Raw genomic sequence first — 14,968 nt, 5'->3', positions numbered from 1 at the left:
GGCCCCCATTGCTCACCAACGGTTCCCAAAGAACCGGGGCCTGCAACATCTACCTTGGATCAGGCACATAAGACAGGTTGTCCGACTGCGGAAACGCGCGGGGCACCGGCAGTCGCGCCACAGGCTCGCGGATCACTCCGGCGGCGATCAGGTTCACGCGGCTGTCGTAGCGGATGCTGATCACTTCGTTGGGGCGGTCTTGCAGGCGCGTGAAGGTGGTGTGCGAGACAACGGAGGTTTCGCGCTGACCGTGCGCCGTGCCCAGCCGGGCAGACGGCATGGGGGCTGCCTTCGCCACGCTGTCCGCCGCCGCCGACCGTTCGGACGCATCTGACTCTGAAGACGGTGCGGGTGCCGCTGCGGCGGGCGATGCGGGCTCTCCGCGCAGGCGCCCGAGGCCATTGTTGCTCTCACGGAGCTGGCGATCTGACTCAAGCGTGACGGAGGGCGCTGGCAGGGGCTGTTGCTCGCGGAACAGCGCCACCCCAATCACCCCCACGTTCGCGGGCCGACCGGTGCGGCTTGCGTAAGAGTTGGCAATGCTCGCGAACTCGAAAGCCGCGACTTCACTTTGGCTTTTGCGCCAGCCGGTGATCTGATAGCGCTCGTAGGCCGAGAACACATAGCCGCGCTGGTCCCAGGCGGCGGTTTCGCCGCTGAGCACGTTCACGCCGTCCACGGAGGGCACGGCCAGCACCCGCTCCCCCATGCGGTTGCGCACGGTGATGGCATAACGCGCGCCAGGCCGGCCAGCCACCCAGTATTCGCCCTTGGCATAGTGAACCTGCAGCGCGGCGCCGGTGTCGCGGTCCACGATGGTGACATCGGCCAGGTTGCCAATGGCCTGGGCGGGTAGGCAGGCCAGGCCCAGCAATGCAGCCAGCGCAGTCAGGGCGGGGAGGGTGAGGGGAAAACGGGGTTTCATGGCAGCTCCATCAAAAAAAGTGGTGGTGCTGGGTGAAACGAACGGGGCGGGCGGATGGGGTTAAATCGGGCGAAATTTTTTGCCCGCGACCCACCAATGGCTGGAAATTGGTGGTTTTTAGATGATTTGGCGATTAAATAACAAGAATTAAGTCGTTTGGGTTTTAAAGCGGGGCTCGCAGAATGCCAGCACTGTGACTTCCACCCCCTCCATCATCATCGTCCCCGGCTGGCGCGACTCGGGCCCCGGACACTGGCAAAGCCTGTGGGCCGAGCGCTTGCCGCATGCCCGCCGCGTGGTGCAAGACGACTGGATCACGCCCATCCGCTCAGCCTGGGTCGGGCAGCTTGAAAAAACGGTGCTGGCAGCCCCGCACCCGGTGGTGATCGTGGCCCACAGCCTGGGCTGCATTGCCACCACACACATGGGCGCTGAGGCAGCGGGCCGGGTGTGCGGTGCGCTGCTGGTGGCCCCGGCTGATCCGGAGCGCCGCGCCGTGCTCAGCGACTTTGCGCCCGTGCCCTACGCGGCGCTGCCCTACCGCAGCATCGTGGTGGCCAGCAGCAACGACCCCTTTTGCCCCATCCGCCTGGCGGGTGCCTATGCGCGGGCCTGGGGCAGCGAGTTTGTGCGCATGCAGAACGCAGGGCACATCAACATCGACTCGGGCCATGGCGAGTGGCCCCTGGGCTGGGCGCTGCTGCAGTCGCTGCAGGGCGAACCTGGGGCGCGGCCACAAGCCGCTGTGCAAACGTCCTCCGCCCTCGCGATTCCCTGATCGCTATATTTTTTATAGCTGCTTGCGCTTATTCATCAAGCGCTACGGCCTATTTTGTTCTATATTCCAAAAACTGATTATTTAACAAAAATATATTCTTTTGAGTTTTAAGAGAGGCTGCGCACAATGCGCTATCTCCAGCATTTTTTTGGGCGACAACACCATGACTTCTTTGAAAATCAAGACCCTTCTGGCCTCCGTGGCCCTGGCCGCCAGCGGCATGGCCACCGCCCAGAACTCGCTGCTCAACGTGTCGTATGACGTGGCCCGCGAGTTCTACAAGGACTACAACGCAGCCTTCGCCGCGCACTACAAGAAGACCACCGGCCAGGACGTGAAGATCGACCAGTCGCACGCGGGCTCCAGCGCCCAGGCACGCGCCGTGAACGACGGCCTGGCGGCGGACGTGGTGACCATGAATACCACCACCGACGTGCAGTTTTTGGCCGACAACGGCGTGGTGGCCAAGGACTGGCGGCAGAAGTTCCCCCACGACGCATCGCCCACCGCATCGACCATGCTGTTTTTGGTGCGCAATGGCAACCCCAAGAACATCAAGGACTGGGACGACCTCATCAAGCCCGGCGTGCAGGTGATCGTGGTCAACCCCAAGACGGGCGGCAACGGCCGCTATGCCTACCTGGCCGCCTGGGGCGCCGTGCGTGAAAAGGGTGGCACCGACGCCCAGGCTGCCGAGTTCGTGGGCAAGCTCTACAAGAACGTGCCTATCCTGGCCAAGGGCGGGCGCGACGCCACTGCTACCTTCTTGCAGCGCAACCAGGGCGACGTGCTGATCACCTTCGAGTCCGAAGTGGTCTCCATCGACCGCGAGTTCGGCGCGGGCAAGGTCGATCCGATCTATCCGTCGGTGAGCGTGGTGGCCGAGAACCCCGTGGCCGTGGTTGAGCGCACTGTAGCCAAGAAGGGCACGGCCCAGTTGGCCAAGGCCTATCTGGACTACCTGTACTCGGACGAAGCGCAGGAGATCGCCGCCAAGCACGCCATCCGCCCCCGCTCGGAGGCCGTGCTCAAGAAGCATGCCGACACCTTCAAGCCACTCAAGCAGTTCACGGTGGCCAAGTATTTCGGTTCGCTGACCGAAGCGCAGAAGGTGCACTTCAATGACGGTGGCCAGTTCGACAAGCTCTACGCGAAGTGAACAACCCCCTGAGGCGCTGCGCGCCTTCCCCCTTCTCTCGAATGACTGCGCAATTCGGGAAGGGGGACACCGCCAGCGCGGCGGTCTTTGCTTGGGGCGCGCCAGTTTCTGTCGGCGGTGTGCAATAAATAGCTTCCTATGAATAACAACCAAGGTGCCCGCCGGGGCCCTAAACGGGTGCTGCCCGGCTTTGGCCTCACGCTGGGCTACACGCTGTTCTACCTGAGCATCATCGTGCTGATCCCGTTGTCGGCACTGATCTTCAAAACCTTTACTCTCACCTGGGAGCAGTTCTGGGCCGCCATCAGCGCACCACGTGTGTTGGCCTCGTACCGGCTTACCTTTGGGGCCTCGTTTCTGGCGGCGCTGGTCAACCTGGTGTTTGGCCTGCTGATCGCCTGGGTGCTGGTGCGCTACAAGTTCCCCGGCAAGAAGATCGTCGATGCGCTGGTGGACCTGCCATTTGCACTGCCTACCGCGGTGGCGGGCATCTCGCTCACTGCGCTGCTGGCCGGCAATGGCTGGGTCGGCAGCATCCTGGAGCCCATGGGCATCCAGTTGGCGTTCAAGCCTGCGGGCATTGTGATTGCGCTCATCTTCATCGGCCTGCCGTTTGTGGTGCGCACTGTGCAGCCCGTGCTGGAAGACGCCGAAAAAGAGCTCGAAGAAGCCGCCACCTGCCTGGGCGCCACGCGCCTGCAAACCTTTACCAAGGTCATCCTGCCCTCCATCACCCCCGCGCTGCTCACCGGCTTTGCCATGGCGTTCGCGCGTGCGGTGGGTGAATACGGTTCGGTCATCTTCATCGCTGGCAACATGCCCATGGTTTCTGAAATCACGCCGCTCATCATCATTGGCAAGCTCGAGCAATACGACTACGCGGGCGCCACGGCCGTGGCGGTGGTGATGCTGATCATCTCCTTCATCCTGCTGCTCATCATCAACGCGCTGCAGGCCTGGCAGCGACGCCACGCGGGGGCGCCAGCATGAGCGGCGCCAATTCCCGCACCGTGCGCCGCGCGCGAGCAGGCACCACCGAGGCACCCTGGGTGCGCTACACGCTTATCGGCGTTGCGCTGGCCTTCATGCTGCTGTTTTTGGTGCTGCCGCTGGCCGCTGTGTTTGCAGAGGCGCTGCGCAAGGGCTTTGGCGCGTATCTGGAAGGCCTGCGCGAGCCCGATGCCTGGTCGGCCATCAAGCTCACGCTGATCACCGCACTCATCGCCGTGCCGCTGAACCTGGTGTTCGGCGTAGCGGCCGCCTGGTGCATCGCCAAATACGAGTTCAGGGGCAAGGCGTTTTTGACCACGCTGGTGGACCTGCCGTTCTCGGTATCGCCCGTGGTGGCGGGCCTGATTTATGTGTTGATGTTTGGCGCGCAGGGCTGGTTCGGCCCCTGGCTGGCCGAGCACGACATCAAGATCATCTTTGCCATCCCCGGCATCGTGCTGGCCACGGTGTTCGTGACCTTCCCCTTCATCGCCCGCGAACTGATCCCGCTGATGCAAGCCCAGGGCAATGACGAGGAGCAGGCCGCCATCGTGCTGGGCGCTACCGGCTGGCAGACCTTTTGGTATGTGACCTTGCCCAACATCAAGTGGGGTTTGCTGTACGGCGTGATCCTGTGCAACGCGCGGGCCATGGGTGAGTTCGGCGCGGTGTCGGTGGTGTCGGGCCACATCCGGGGCCAGACCAACACCATCCCGCTGCACGTCGAGATTCTCTACAACGAATACCAGTCGGTGGCGGCGTTCGCGGCGGCATCGCTGCTGGCCTTGTTGGCCTTGGTCACGCTGGTCATCAAGACCATAGCCGAACACCGCAACGAGCAGGCGCAGAAGGCTGCCGCCGAATTGCCGCCAGAACGCCCCGCGCCCGCTGGCGTGTGAAGGAAAAAAGAACATGAGCATTGAAATCCGTAACGTCAGCAAGCAGTTCGGCGACTTCCAGGCCCTGCGCGACGTGAGCCTGGACATCGCATCGGGTGAACTCATCGCGCTGCTCGGCCCCTCGGGCTGCGGCAAGACCACGCTCTTGCGCATCATCGCGGGGCTGGAAACCGCCGACGTGGGCACCATCCACTTCAGCGGCGAAGACACCACCGACGTGCACGTGCGCGAGCGCAACGTGGGCTTTGTGTTCCAGCACTACGCGCTGTTTCGCCACATGACGGTGTTCGAGAACGTCGCCTTCGGCCTGCGCGTGAAGCCTCGTAGCGAGCGCCCGAGCGAGGCGCAGATCAAACAGAAGGTGATGGACCTGCTCAAGCTCGTGCAGCTCGATTGGCTGGCCGACCGCTACCCCTCGCAGCTTTCGGGGGGCCAGCGCCAGCGCATTGCCCTGGCCCGCGCCCTGGCGGTGGAGCCCAAGGTGCTGCTGCTGGACGAGCCCTTCGGCGCGCTCGATGCCAAGGTGCGCAAGGAACTGCGCCGCTGGCTGCGCCGCCTGCACGACGAGCTGCATGTGACCAGCATCTTCGTGACCCACGACCAGGAAGAAGCGCTGGAAGTGGCCGACCGCGTGGTGGTGATCAACCAGGGCCGCATCGAGCAAAGCGGCTCGCCCCAGCAGGTGTGGGACCAGCCCGCCAGCCCGTTTGTCTATGGCTTTTTGGGCGACGTGAACCTGTTCCACGGCCGCGCCCACGAAGGCCTGGTGCATTTGGAGGGCATGCAGCTTGACTCGCCCGAGCACAGCCAGGCGCAAAACGCCAAGGCCTTTGCCTACGTGCGCCCGCACGACCTGGACGTGGAGCGCTACTCCCCCGGTGCGGGCCTGGACGCCGAAGGCCGCCCCCGTGGCATCGTTGCCCAACTGAGCCGTGCCATCGTGGTGGGGCCGATTGCGCGCCTGGAACTTATTCCGACCCAGGATCACAAACCAGCGGACAATGCGTCCCCAGACCCCTTGATCGAAGCGCAGATCCCTGCGCAGCAGTTCAAGGAAATGGGCTTCAAAGAGGGCGAAACGCTGGTGGTCACACCACGCCGCGCTCGCGTTTTTCTGGATCACGCCGCTGGAATTTGACTCCCCCTGAGCCGCTGTGCGTCTTCCCCACTGAGGGGGACATACTCGGTGGACTGGCATAGGGCGTGGCGGTTTTGTGGGCCATGGCTATTGAGAATGAGGAAGAAGGAATGAATTGGTTGACTGCGGCGCCCCGCCGCACCCTCGCGCTCATCAGCGCAGCCTGCGTGGCCATGCTGGCGTTTGGCATGTACCTGCAGTACGCGGTGGGCTTGGAGCCATGCCCCATGTGCATCGTGCAGCGCTATGCTCTCATTGGTGTAGCGATCTTTACAGGCCTGGCAAGCGTCAGGGCCAAAAAAGGTTGGTGGATGAGCTGGGCTGTGCTGGCCCTGGCCGCCTCGGGCTTCGGCGCCTTCGTGGCTGCCCGCCAAAGCTGGCTGCAGTGGTATCCCCCTGAAATCGCTACCTGTGGCCGTGACTTCTACGGAATGATCGAAAACTATTCCCTAAGCCGCGCCATTCCCATGATTTTCCGGGGCTCGGGCGACTGCACGGCGATCGACTGGACGTTTCTGGGCGGCTCGATTGCCAACTGGTCGTTTGTTTGTTTTGTGGGGTTTGCGGTAGTGCTGCTGGCGCTGCTGGTGCGAGCGTTGAAAGGTGGTAACCGGGGGGGATCGGGCTACTCGATGGCTTGATGCTTTTGGCCCGGACTGATACAAGGCGCTCTTCGGAGCGCCTTTTGTTTTTGGGCGGACAGTGATGACTGTGTGATATTGATTAGTTCATTAAAACCGCTCTTTGCAGCCAATGGTGATTGCAAATAGTTTCTTTTTCGTGAATGAGCCTTGCCACCCAATAGGCAGAATGGCATGTCCGGTAAATTGCCGATGGCATCGAAGTTAATCAACTGTTAACCATAGACCCGTAAGGAGGGAATAACCATGAATCTCGTCGAGAACAAAATGGCCGCCATTCTCCATAACACCTGGTGGGTGCTTCTGCTGCGCGGCTTGGCCGCGATCGCATTCGGTGTTCTTACCTGGGTTCTGCCGGGAATCTCGCTCGGCGCGCTGGTGATACTTTTCGGGGTCTATGCCTTGGCGGATGGCATTCTCGGTGTCTGGGCCGCCATTGCAGGGCGCAAGGAGCATGAGTCCTGGTGGGTGCTGCTTCTGTGGGGGCTGCTGGGTATCGGTGCCGGGGGGCTGACTTTCGCCGCCCCCGGGGTTACCGCACTGGTGCTTTTGTTCTACATAGCGATCTGGGCGATTGCCACGGGTGTGCTCCAGATCGTGGCCGCAATACGCCTGCGCAAAGAGATCGAGGGTGAGTGGTGGCTCATCCTTGGCGGGCTCGCTTCTGTCGTGTTCGGCATTCTCCTCGTGGCGCAGCCGGGAGCGGGTGCCCTTGCCGTGCTTTGGTTGATTGCTGCCTACGCCATCTTCTTCGGCATTCTCCTCGTGATGCTGGCTTTCAAGGCGCGCAAATTCGGAAGCCGGGCCGCCAGCGCGTAAAGGCGCGATGAGCCTCTCACCGCGTCACGCCCTGGTCGCCACGCCGCAAGCAGTGCGAGTGCCACGGCAAGACGCGGACACGACGTCAGACGGGTTTTGTTGGCAGCTCTAATTGTCTGCGCGCAACGGAAATACCACCCCTTGTGTTCCATCAACCCACGCAGGCAGCTTGTGCATCACGTCGGCAAACAGTGGTGCAGCCACCCATTGCGCCAGCCAGGCCTGCAAACGAGGCCACGGCTGTGCCGCCCACCAACCCGCATCAATGCCCGCAAACTGGCGCACAAAGGGCGCAATCGCCATGTCGGCCAGCGTTGCGTGGGTGCCGAACAAATAGGGCTGGATGGATAGCCGTTCGTCCAACGCGCTCAGCCAGGCCACTGCCTTTGCGCGTTCTGCGTCGATGTCTGCATCGGGATAACGATTCGGGTACTTGCACCGGTCCAGCGCTTGCTTGAAGGGGCCATCGCATTCTGCGATCCATGCCAGCATCTCTTCCAAGTTGCCCTGGCTCGGCGTGAGCCAGCCTTCCGGGTCGCGCTGCGCCAGCGCCCACAGCATGATCTCCAGGCTTTGCTCCAGCACCTGACCGCCTGGCAGCACCAGCACGGGCACTGCGGCCTTGGGCGAGGCCTGCAGGAGCCCCTGCGGCTTGTTTTTGAGCACCACTTCGCGCAGTTCGCAGGCCTGGCCGCTCACTGCCAGGGCCAGTCGGGCGCGCATGGCGTAGGGGCAGCGGCGGAAGGAATAGAGAACGGGCAGGGCGGTCATGGCTTGCGCGGTGCGCCGGGTTGGCGTGCCCCGATATGTTCTTCGCCACGCTGTGCTGCCAGCTGCATCTGCCGTTCACGCTCCGCCAGGGCGCGCTCCTGCTCAGGCGTGCGGGTGCCGTGGCAAAACGAGCAGCTCACACCCCGCACGTAATGGGGCGACGCCAGTTCCGCCTCGCCCAGCGGCATGCGGCAGGATCGGCAGAGTTGGTGGTGGCCCGGCGCCAGGCCGTGGCCGACAGACACGCGCTCGTCGAACACAAAACAGTCGCCATGCCAGCGGCTGTTCTGCTCGGGCACGGTTTCCAGGTATTTGAGGATGCCGCCTTCGAGGTGGTACACCTCATCGAACCCCTGTGACTTGAGGAAGGCGGTGGATTTTTCGCAGCGGATGCCGCCGGTGCAGAACATGGCCACGCGCGGCTTGCCTGCCAGCGCGCCGCCCGGTTGCGATTGCTGCGCCACCCAGGCGGGAAACTCCGCAAAGCTTTGGGTGTGCGGGTTGATGGCGCGCTCGAAAGTACCGATGCCCACCTCATAGTCGTTGCGTGTGTCCACCACCACCACGCCGGGGTCGTCAATCAGCGCGTTCCAGTCTTCGGGCTTCACATAGGTGCCCGCATTGCGCGCGGGGTTCAGGCCCGGTACGCCCAGGGTGACGATCTCGCGCTTGAGCCGCACGCGCATGCGGTAAAACGGCATGCGCTCTGCGTGCGCCTCTTTGTGCTGCAGGGCAGCAAAACGGGCATCGCTGCGCAGCCAGGCCAGCACCGCGTACACGCCACTGGGCTCGCCTGCGATGGTGCCGTTGATGCCTTCGGGCGCCAGCAGCAGCATGCCGCGCACGCCGTGGGCATCGCACAGTGACTGCAAAGGCCCTTGTAACGCGGCAAAGTCTGGCAGATCCACGAACTGGTAGAGGGCTGCGGTGAGAAAGCGGGGGGTGACCGGGTCCACGAAATGGGCGAGTTGAAAGGAAAAGAGTGATGATAAGCGTCGCCTTTCGTTACGATGCGGGGTCGCCAACGCTGTATCCAAGGTGGTCGCATGAGCAAGGAATCCACTCTCCATCTGTTCCGCAGGCTCGAACAGCTCAATGGCATCGGTGCGGCGCTCTCGCGCGAACGCGACATCGACCGACTGCTGGAGAACATCCTGGAGGCCGCCAAGACCATCACTTGCGCGGATGGCGGCACGCTCTACAGCGTGACGGAGGACCAGTCCGCCCTCAAGTTCGAGATCCTGCGCACCGACTCGTTGAGCATTCGCCTGGGGGGTACCACGGGCAAGCCTATCGACCTGCCGCTGCTGCCCTTGCGCACAGCCGATGGCGCGCCCAACGACTCGCTGGTGGCTGCGCACGCGGCCATTCACGACTGCACGGTGAACATTGCTGATGCGTATGGCGCTGCGGGGTTTGATTTTTCGGGCACGCGCGATTTTGATGCACGCACGGGCTACCGGTCGCAGTCGTTCCTCACGGTGCCGATGAAGAACCATGACCGCGAACTGATCGGTGTGCTGCAGCTCATCAATGCGCGCGACCCTGAGACGGGCGAGGTGACCACGTTCTCGCAGGCGGACCAGAGCCTGGCGGAGTCGCTGGCCTCGCAGGCAGCGATTGCGCTGACCAACCGGCTGCTCATTACGCAACTGGAGCGTCTGTTCGAGTCGTTCGTGAACCTCATCAACCTGGCCATCGACGAAAAATCGCCCTACACCGGTGGCCACTGCCAGCGCGTTCCAGCCCTCACCATGATGTTGGCGGAGGCGGTGAACGCCACCACAGAGGGCCCGCTGGCGTCGTTCAGCATGAGCGACCGCGACCACTATGAGCTGAAAATGGCGGGGCTGCTGCACGACTGCGGCAAGATCACCACGCCCGTGCATGTGGTGGACAAGGCCACCAAGCTGCAGACGATTTTCGATCGCATCGGTTTGCTGGACACGCGCTTTGAGGTGCTCAAGCGCGACGCCGAACTGGCCGCGCTGCGCCGCCAGTTGGCGCTGCGCCCGGTGGTCAGTCCGCGCGCTGAGGGGCAAGAGCTGCAGGGCCTGCAGCAAGAGATTCAGGGCCTGGAGGACGACCGCGACTTTCTGCGCCGCTGCAACGGGGGCACCGAGGCGATGCGGGCCGAAGACCAGCAGCGCGTGCGTGACATCGCCACCATGCGGCGCTGGCGCAACCCCCAAGGCGTGCAGACCAGTTTTCTGACGGCCGAGGAGGTGGAGAACCTCACCATCCGCGCAGGCACGCTGACCCAGGCCGAGCGCGACACCATCAACTACCACATCGTCGCCACCATCAAGATGCTGGAGACACTGCCCTGGCCCCGGCACCTGAAGAACGTGCCCGAATACGCGGGCGGCCACCATGAGCGCATGGATGGCAAGGGCTACCCGCGTGGCCTCACGCGCGAACAGATGTCGGTGCAGGCGCGCATGATGGGCATTGCCGATATCTTCGAGGCGCTGACGGCGGCAGACCGGCCCTACAAAAGCGGAATGGCTTTGTCGCAGGCGTTGGCCATCATGTGCCGGATGCGGGACAACGGGCACATCGACCCCGACCTGTTCGAGGTGTTTGTGCGTGAAGGGGTGTACATGCGCTACGGGCTGGAGTTTCTGGAGGCGGAACAGGTGGATACGGTGGACATCGGGGCGCTCGGCTTCGTGTAAACGTGCTGCGGGTGGCATGCTCCAGAGGGTCTGCAGACCGGCCACCACAGAATGATGCATGGGCGACGCGCGTTCTCTGTCTGGCTCAATTAACATATAGAAACGTTTTGGGTATTTGCCAAACCCGTGCCACGACCGTTCTCGAAGGACCCGCTTGCTGACCTCCCGGTTTCGCACTTCAGTGATCCACAGACTCTCCCTGTCCATATGGGGGTTGTTTCTTGCGTTGGTGATCCTCCTCTCGCTGCTCGGCTACGTGGCAATGAGGGGGGTCGCCGATCGGGTCGTGCCGCTCGTCATGGGCCAAACGGTGGCGCTGCGCGCACAGGCTGTGGAGGGGCTGTTCGTGCAGGCGGAGCAGAGCGTCCGGCAGGTGCAGCAGGATCTGTTGGTGCGGCTGCGCAGCGTTGATACCCAGGCGGCATTGCGGCGCTTTGATGTACTTTTTGCGCGCGGTCAGGACGGGCTGTGGCGGCTGCGGCCGGACAAAACGGACCCGGTCAATGCGCCTACGCTGTATCTGCACCACGGCCCCGACGGGCCGGATGAATCCACCCGGTTGCGCGCAGTCGTCAGCTACGACCTTCTGAAGGAGCGGGGCCCCGCACTGGCGCCACCGTTCTTCTCGGCCTACATGGATTTTCTGGAAGACGGGCTGATGGTTTATGCGCGCGGCATCGACTGGGGCGGCGGGGCCACCGCAGACGCCAGCAATGCCGACTACCCCACCATGCGCGGATCGGACCCCTTGCGCAACCCCGTGCGGCGCCTGTTCTGGACGCCGGTGTATTTCGACCAGCAGGCCAAGGCCTGGATGGTGTCGGTCATCAAGCCGCTGGACTGGCAGGGGCGCTGGGTTGGGACGATAGGGCACGACCTGTCCGTCGAAACCCTGATCGAAGCCGTGGCGGCCAGCCGTGACAAGGAGGGCGTGCAACTGATTCTGAGCGCCAACGGCGACCTGATCTCCCACCCCGATCTGCGAGACCGCATTGCTGCTGCGGACGGCCAGCTTCAGGTGGCGAGCCTCAAGGACCCTTTGCTTGCACAGGTGCACCGCATGGTGACGGACGCGGGCACCGACCATGGCGCGGGCCTGAGCCCGGACGGCATGCAGTGGGTGGCGTGGTCGCGCATCCGGGGGCCGGGCTGGTACCACGTCTATCTGCTGCCGCAGTCGCGGGTGCATGGCATGGTGATGTGGGGGCTGTTGGGCCTGTGCGCCATCGGCGTGCTGGGCTTGGTGCCCGTGTTGTGGTCGATGCGCCGGCTGGTGAACAGGCTGGTGGCCCGCCCGCTGCTGCGCCTGACGGAGGCCGTCGATACCCTGGGCCAGGGCAAGACGCCTAAGCCCGTGGCCCTGGGCACTGCGGACGAACTGGGCCGCCTGGCCAAGGCTTTTGACGAGATGGTGTCCGAGCTTGTCCAAAAGCGCGCCATGGCGGCCGCGCATGCACAGGCCCTGCAGGCTGAGGTGGACGAGCGGCGCCACACCATGGTGAGCCTGGAAGAAGAGCGCGCCCGCCTTTTTGCGCTGCTTGGCGCCATGAACATGGGCATCCTCTTCGTCACTGCTGAGAACCTGGTGACGTACTGCAATCCCGCGTTTCTGAAGATCTGGCGCATACAAGGCGATGGGGCATTGTTTGTCGGTCGCCCGGCCAACGAAATCTTTGACGCGGTGGGCCATGGGACCGCGTCTTCCAAGGCCATCGCGAGCCATGCGCGCGAGGTGCAGTTGAAGCCAGATTTGTTCAGTCGGCTTGAGATGGAGGTGAGCGACGGGCGGACCCTGTTGCTCGCCTCGCATCCCGTGCACGACAGCGACAGGCGCTGCATCGGAAGGCTCTGGATTCACGAGGACGTGACGCGCGAGCGCCAGACGGCCGCTCAGTTGATCTATCTGGCCGAGCGCGACTCCCTCACGGGTCTGTACAACCGGCGACGGTTCGAGGACGAGCTGCTGCGCTTCTTCAGGGGCCAGGCGCGGCATGCCCGCACGGGTGCCTTGCTGTTCTTTGATTTGGACGAGTTCAAGGCCATCAACGACACGTTCGGCCACCGTGCGGGCGACTCGGTGCTCGTGCGTGTTGCCGACAACGTCCAGGCACTTGTGCGCCAGACGGAAACCCTGAGCCGGTTGGGCGGCGACGAGTTCGCGGTGCTCATGCCCGAGGCCTCTGTGGAGGACGCGCAGCACCTGGCCGAGCGCATCGTGCGCGCCATTTCACAGGAGCCGTTCTGCATCGAAGGCCAGAGCCTGAGGCTGACCACGAGCCTGGGCATCGCCATGGCGCCGCTGCATGCCGACAATGCCGAAGACCTCGTGGCCCATGCGGATGCGGCGATGTACCAGGCCAAGCACCTGGGCAAAAACTGCTGGTCCGTTTATCGGTCCGATCACAATGCGTCGCAGGAAATGATCACGCGCCTGACGTGGAACGACCGCATCTCCAGGGCCATCGAACGGGATCTCTTTCGCCTGCACTGCCAAGGTGTGTATGACGCAGCATCAGGCAAACTGGCCCATCTGGAGGTGCTGATACGCATGCTGGACGAGGCCGATACGACCCAGTTGATCGCGCCCCGGCAGTTCATCGGCTACGCCGAGAAAAGCGGCAAGATTTTGGAGATCGACCGCTGGGTGGTGCGCAAGAGCATTGGCATGCTGGGCGCGCTGCCCCATCTTCCGGCGCTGGCGATCAATCTTTCGGCGCGCTCGTTTGACGACCCCAGCCTTCCCGCCTACATCGCCGAGCAATTGCAAGAGGCGGGCGTGGACCCCCAGCGCCTGCTGGTGGAGCTGACAGAAACCTCGGCCGTGTCCGACCTGCGCGATGCGGAGCGCTTCATCGACGCGCTGCACCGCACCGGGTGCCAGGTGTGCCTGGATGACTTCGGCACGGGATTCGCGTCCTTTGCCTACCTCAAGCACTTGAAGGTGGACGTGCTGAAGATCGACGGGATGTTCATCCGCAATCTCACGCGCGAGCAAGACAACCAGGTGTTTGTCCGCGCCATCATCGACGTGGCCCGTGGCCTGGGCAAGCGCACGGTGGCCGAGTTCGTCGAGAGCCAGGAGATCTGGGACATGCTCAAAACGCTGGGCGTGGACATGGTGCAGGGCTACCACCTGGACCAGCCGCAGGCCGAACATCCAGCGCTGGCCGTCCCCACGGCGTAGAGACTTGTGCTGGCACCAGTGGCAATCTTTGTTTGCTATTAATTTGATAGTTTTTAGCGCTTGATGGATAAGCGCTGGAGCCCAGTTTCTATCAAATACCGCCAGTGCTCTCCTCCGCCCTGGCTTGCACCATGAGCCAGTCTCGGAAGGCGGCCATGGCCCCGGTGGCGGGCCGCGACTGCAGCCGCGTGAGCCAGTAGGCGCCCCGGTGCAGCTCTTGCGCGAAAGGCTGTACCAGCCGGCCCTGGCGCAGTTCGCGCGTGAACATGCGCACCGGCAGCAGCGCCACGCCTGCGCCCTGGGCTGCCGCCTCGGCCAAGGTAAGGGATGAGTCGAACACCGCACCGCGCACCACAGGGCAGGCGGCGCCTGCGGCCTCGAACCATGCGGCCCATTCATCGGTGCGGTAGCTGCGCAGCAGCGGTTGCCGCGCCAAATCGGCCGCCGTGTGCAGGCCGTGGGCCAAGGCCGGGGTGCACATCACCGACATGGGTGCGTCCATGACGTGCTCGGCATGGGTGCCATGCCAGGCGCCATCGCCAAAACGGATCGCGAAGTCCAGCCCTTCGCCCGCCATGTCCACCCGATTGTTGTGCGTGAAGAGGCGCAGGTCCACAAAAGGGCAGGCCTCTTGAAAGCCGCGCAGCCGGGGCAGCAGCCAGCCCACGGTAAAAGTGCCCACGGCGCCTATGGTGAGCACCTCGCGCGGGCGGGTGTCGCCCAGTTTTTCCAGGGCGCGTGCCAGGCTGGCGAACGACTCCGCCACCACCGGCAGCAGCGCTTGCCCCTCGTCCGTCAACGCCAGGCCGCGCGGCAGGCGGCGGAACAGCGGCTTGCCCAGGCGGTCTTCAAGCTTGCGGATGTGCTGGCTCACGGCGGTCTGGGTCACGTGCAACTCCTCGGCCGCACGCGTGAGGTTCAGGTGGCGTGCCGAGGCTTCGAATGCGCGCAGGGCATTGAGCGGTAGATGCATAAGTTTTTCTGGG

The 14,968-nt window shown here is 63.7% G+C and carries 13 protein-coding genes; 9 read left to right on the top strand and 4 right to left on the bottom strand.

Going from position 1 to position 14,968, the window contains the following annotated elements:
* Positions 1 to 49: 49 nt before the first annotated feature.
* Positions 50 to 925, bottom strand: a complete 876-nt coding sequence (locus Q0105_RS09480) for a hypothetical protein (RefSeq protein WP_298211101.1) — start codon at positions 923 to 925, stop codon at positions 50 to 52.
* A 193-nt stretch (positions 926 to 1,118) separates the two neighbouring features.
* On the opposite strand from Q0105_RS09480, the gene Q0105_RS09475 reads away from it, so the two are divergent.
* The 7 genes from Q0105_RS09475 to Q0105_RS09445 all read left to right on the top strand — a co-directional run bounded on the left by Q0105_RS09475 (position 1,119) and on the right by Q0105_RS09445 (position 7,349).
* On the top strand, positions 1,119 to 1,703 hold the full coding sequence (locus Q0105_RS09475; protein ID WP_298211099.1) for an alpha/beta hydrolase: 585 nt from the start codon (positions 1,119 to 1,121) through the stop codon (positions 1,701 to 1,703).
* A gap of 163 nt (positions 1,704 to 1,866) precedes the next feature.
* Positions 1,867 to 2,862, top strand: coding sequence for a sulfate ABC transporter substrate-binding protein (locus tag Q0105_RS09470; RefSeq protein ID WP_298211097.1), 996 nt, complete (start codon positions 1,867 to 1,869; stop codon positions 2,860 to 2,862).
* A gap of 138 nt (positions 2,863 to 3,000) precedes the next feature.
* The gene (cysT, locus tag Q0105_RS09465) at positions 3,001 to 3,852 is read left to right on the top strand and encodes a sulfate ABC transporter permease subunit CysT (RefSeq protein WP_298211095.1); all 852 of its coding nucleotides are present in this window, start codon (positions 3,001 to 3,003) and stop codon (positions 3,850 to 3,852) included.
* Positions 3,849 to 4,751, top strand: a complete 903-nt coding sequence (cysW, locus tag Q0105_RS09460; protein ID WP_298211093.1) for a sulfate ABC transporter permease subunit CysW — start codon at positions 3,849 to 3,851, stop codon at positions 4,749 to 4,751. Before cysT ends, cysW begins: the two co-directional genes overlap by 4 nt.
* Positions 4,752 to 4,764: 13 nt before the next feature.
* A complete protein-coding gene (locus tag Q0105_RS09455) occupies positions 4,765 to 5,889 on the top strand; it encodes a sulfate ABC transporter ATP-binding protein (protein WP_298211091.1) in 1,125 nt (374 codons plus the stop codon).
* Between the two features lie 110 nt (positions 5,890 to 5,999).
* A complete protein-coding gene (locus Q0105_RS09450) occupies positions 6,000 to 6,530 on the top strand; it encodes a disulfide bond formation protein B (RefSeq protein WP_298211089.1) in 531 nt (176 codons plus the stop codon).
* Between the two features lie 246 nt (positions 6,531 to 6,776).
* Positions 6,777 to 7,349 (top strand): HdeD family acid-resistance protein, encoded by a 573-nt coding sequence (locus Q0105_RS09445; protein ID WP_298211087.1) that lies wholly within the window; start codon positions 6,777 to 6,779, stop codon positions 7,347 to 7,349.
* 108 nt (positions 7,350 to 7,457) lie between these two features.
* Here the strand turns inward: Q0105_RS09445 and Q0105_RS09440 are convergent, their stop codons facing one another.
* Positions 7,458 to 8,120 (bottom strand): glutathione S-transferase, encoded by a 663-nt coding sequence (locus Q0105_RS09440; RefSeq protein WP_298211085.1) that lies wholly within the window; start codon positions 8,118 to 8,120, stop codon positions 7,458 to 7,460.
* On the bottom strand, positions 8,117 to 9,076 hold the full coding sequence (locus Q0105_RS09435; RefSeq protein ID WP_298211083.1) for a rhodanese-related sulfurtransferase: 960 nt from the start codon (positions 9,074 to 9,076) through the stop codon (positions 8,117 to 8,119). The genes Q0105_RS09440 and Q0105_RS09435 overlap by 4 nt, the downstream gene beginning before the upstream one ends.
* A gap of 90 nt (positions 9,077 to 9,166) precedes the next feature.
* Between Q0105_RS09435 and Q0105_RS09430 the strand changes: the two genes are divergently transcribed.
* A complete protein-coding gene (locus Q0105_RS09430) occupies positions 9,167 to 10,798 on the top strand; it encodes an HD family phosphohydrolase (RefSeq protein WP_298211081.1) in 1,632 nt (543 codons plus the stop codon).
* Positions 10,799 to 11,096: 298 nt separating this feature from the next.
* Positions 11,097 to 13,982, top strand: a complete 2,886-nt coding sequence (locus Q0105_RS09425) for an EAL domain-containing protein (RefSeq protein ID WP_298211079.1) — start codon at positions 11,097 to 11,099, stop codon at positions 13,980 to 13,982.
* 91 nt (positions 13,983 to 14,073) lie between these two features.
* On the opposite strand, the gene Q0105_RS09420 is transcribed toward Q0105_RS09425, so the two are convergent.
* Positions 14,074 to 14,955: a LysR family transcriptional regulator gene (locus tag Q0105_RS09420; RefSeq protein WP_298211077.1), complete on the bottom strand. Its 882-nt coding sequence runs from the start codon at positions 14,953 to 14,955 to the stop codon at positions 14,074 to 14,076.
* Positions 14,956 to 14,968: the final 13 nt, after the last annotated feature.

The sequence above is a fragment of the Acidovorax sp. genome (assembly GCF_027492855.1).
Classification (GTDB): domain Bacteria; phylum Pseudomonadota; class Gammaproteobacteria; order Burkholderiales; family Burkholderiaceae_C; genus Acidovorax.
Note: the sequence above shows the minus strand (reverse complement) of the source record. Positions and strands in the feature narration are given on the sequence as shown.

What these genes read in the sequence shown, in the direction of transcription:
- Q0105_RS09480 (WP_298211101.1), bottom strand. Translation starts at nt 925, where the DNA reads ATGAAACCCCGTTTTCCCCTCACCCTCCCCGCCCTGACTGCGCTGGCT.
- Q0105_RS09470 (WP_298211097.1), top strand. Translation starts at nt 1,867, where the DNA reads ATGACTTCTTTGAAAATCAAGACCCTTCTGGCCTCCGTGGCCCTGGCC.
- cysT (WP_298211095.1), top strand. Translation starts at nt 3,001, where the DNA reads ATGAATAACAACCAAGGTGCCCGCCGGGGCCCTAAACGGGTGCTGCCC.
- cysW (WP_298211093.1), top strand. Translation starts at nt 3,849, where the DNA reads ATGAGCGGCGCCAATTCCCGCACCGTGCGCCGCGCGCGAGCAGGCACC.
- Q0105_RS09455 (WP_298211091.1), top strand. Translation starts at nt 4,765, where the DNA reads ATGAGCATTGAAATCCGTAACGTCAGCAAGCAGTTCGGCGACTTCCAG.
- Q0105_RS09450 (WP_298211089.1), top strand. Translation starts at nt 6,000, where the DNA reads ATGAATTGGTTGACTGCGGCGCCCCGCCGCACCCTCGCGCTCATCAGC.
- Q0105_RS09445 (WP_298211087.1), top strand. Translation starts at nt 6,777, where the DNA reads ATGAATCTCGTCGAGAACAAAATGGCCGCCATTCTCCATAACACCTGG.
- Q0105_RS09440 (WP_298211085.1), bottom strand. Translation starts at nt 8,120, where the DNA reads ATGACCGCCCTGCCCGTTCTCTATTCCTTCCGCCGCTGCCCCTACGCC.
- Q0105_RS09430 (WP_298211081.1), top strand. Translation starts at nt 9,167, where the DNA reads ATGAGCAAGGAATCCACTCTCCATCTGTTCCGCAGGCTCGAACAGCTC.
- Q0105_RS09425 (WP_298211079.1), top strand. Translation starts at nt 11,097, where the DNA reads ATGGGCCAAACGGTGGCGCTGCGCGCACAGGCTGTGGAGGGGCTGTTC.
- Q0105_RS09420 (WP_298211077.1), bottom strand. Translation starts at nt 14,955, where the DNA reads ATGCATCTACCGCTCAATGCCCTGCGCGCATTCGAAGCCTCGGCACGC.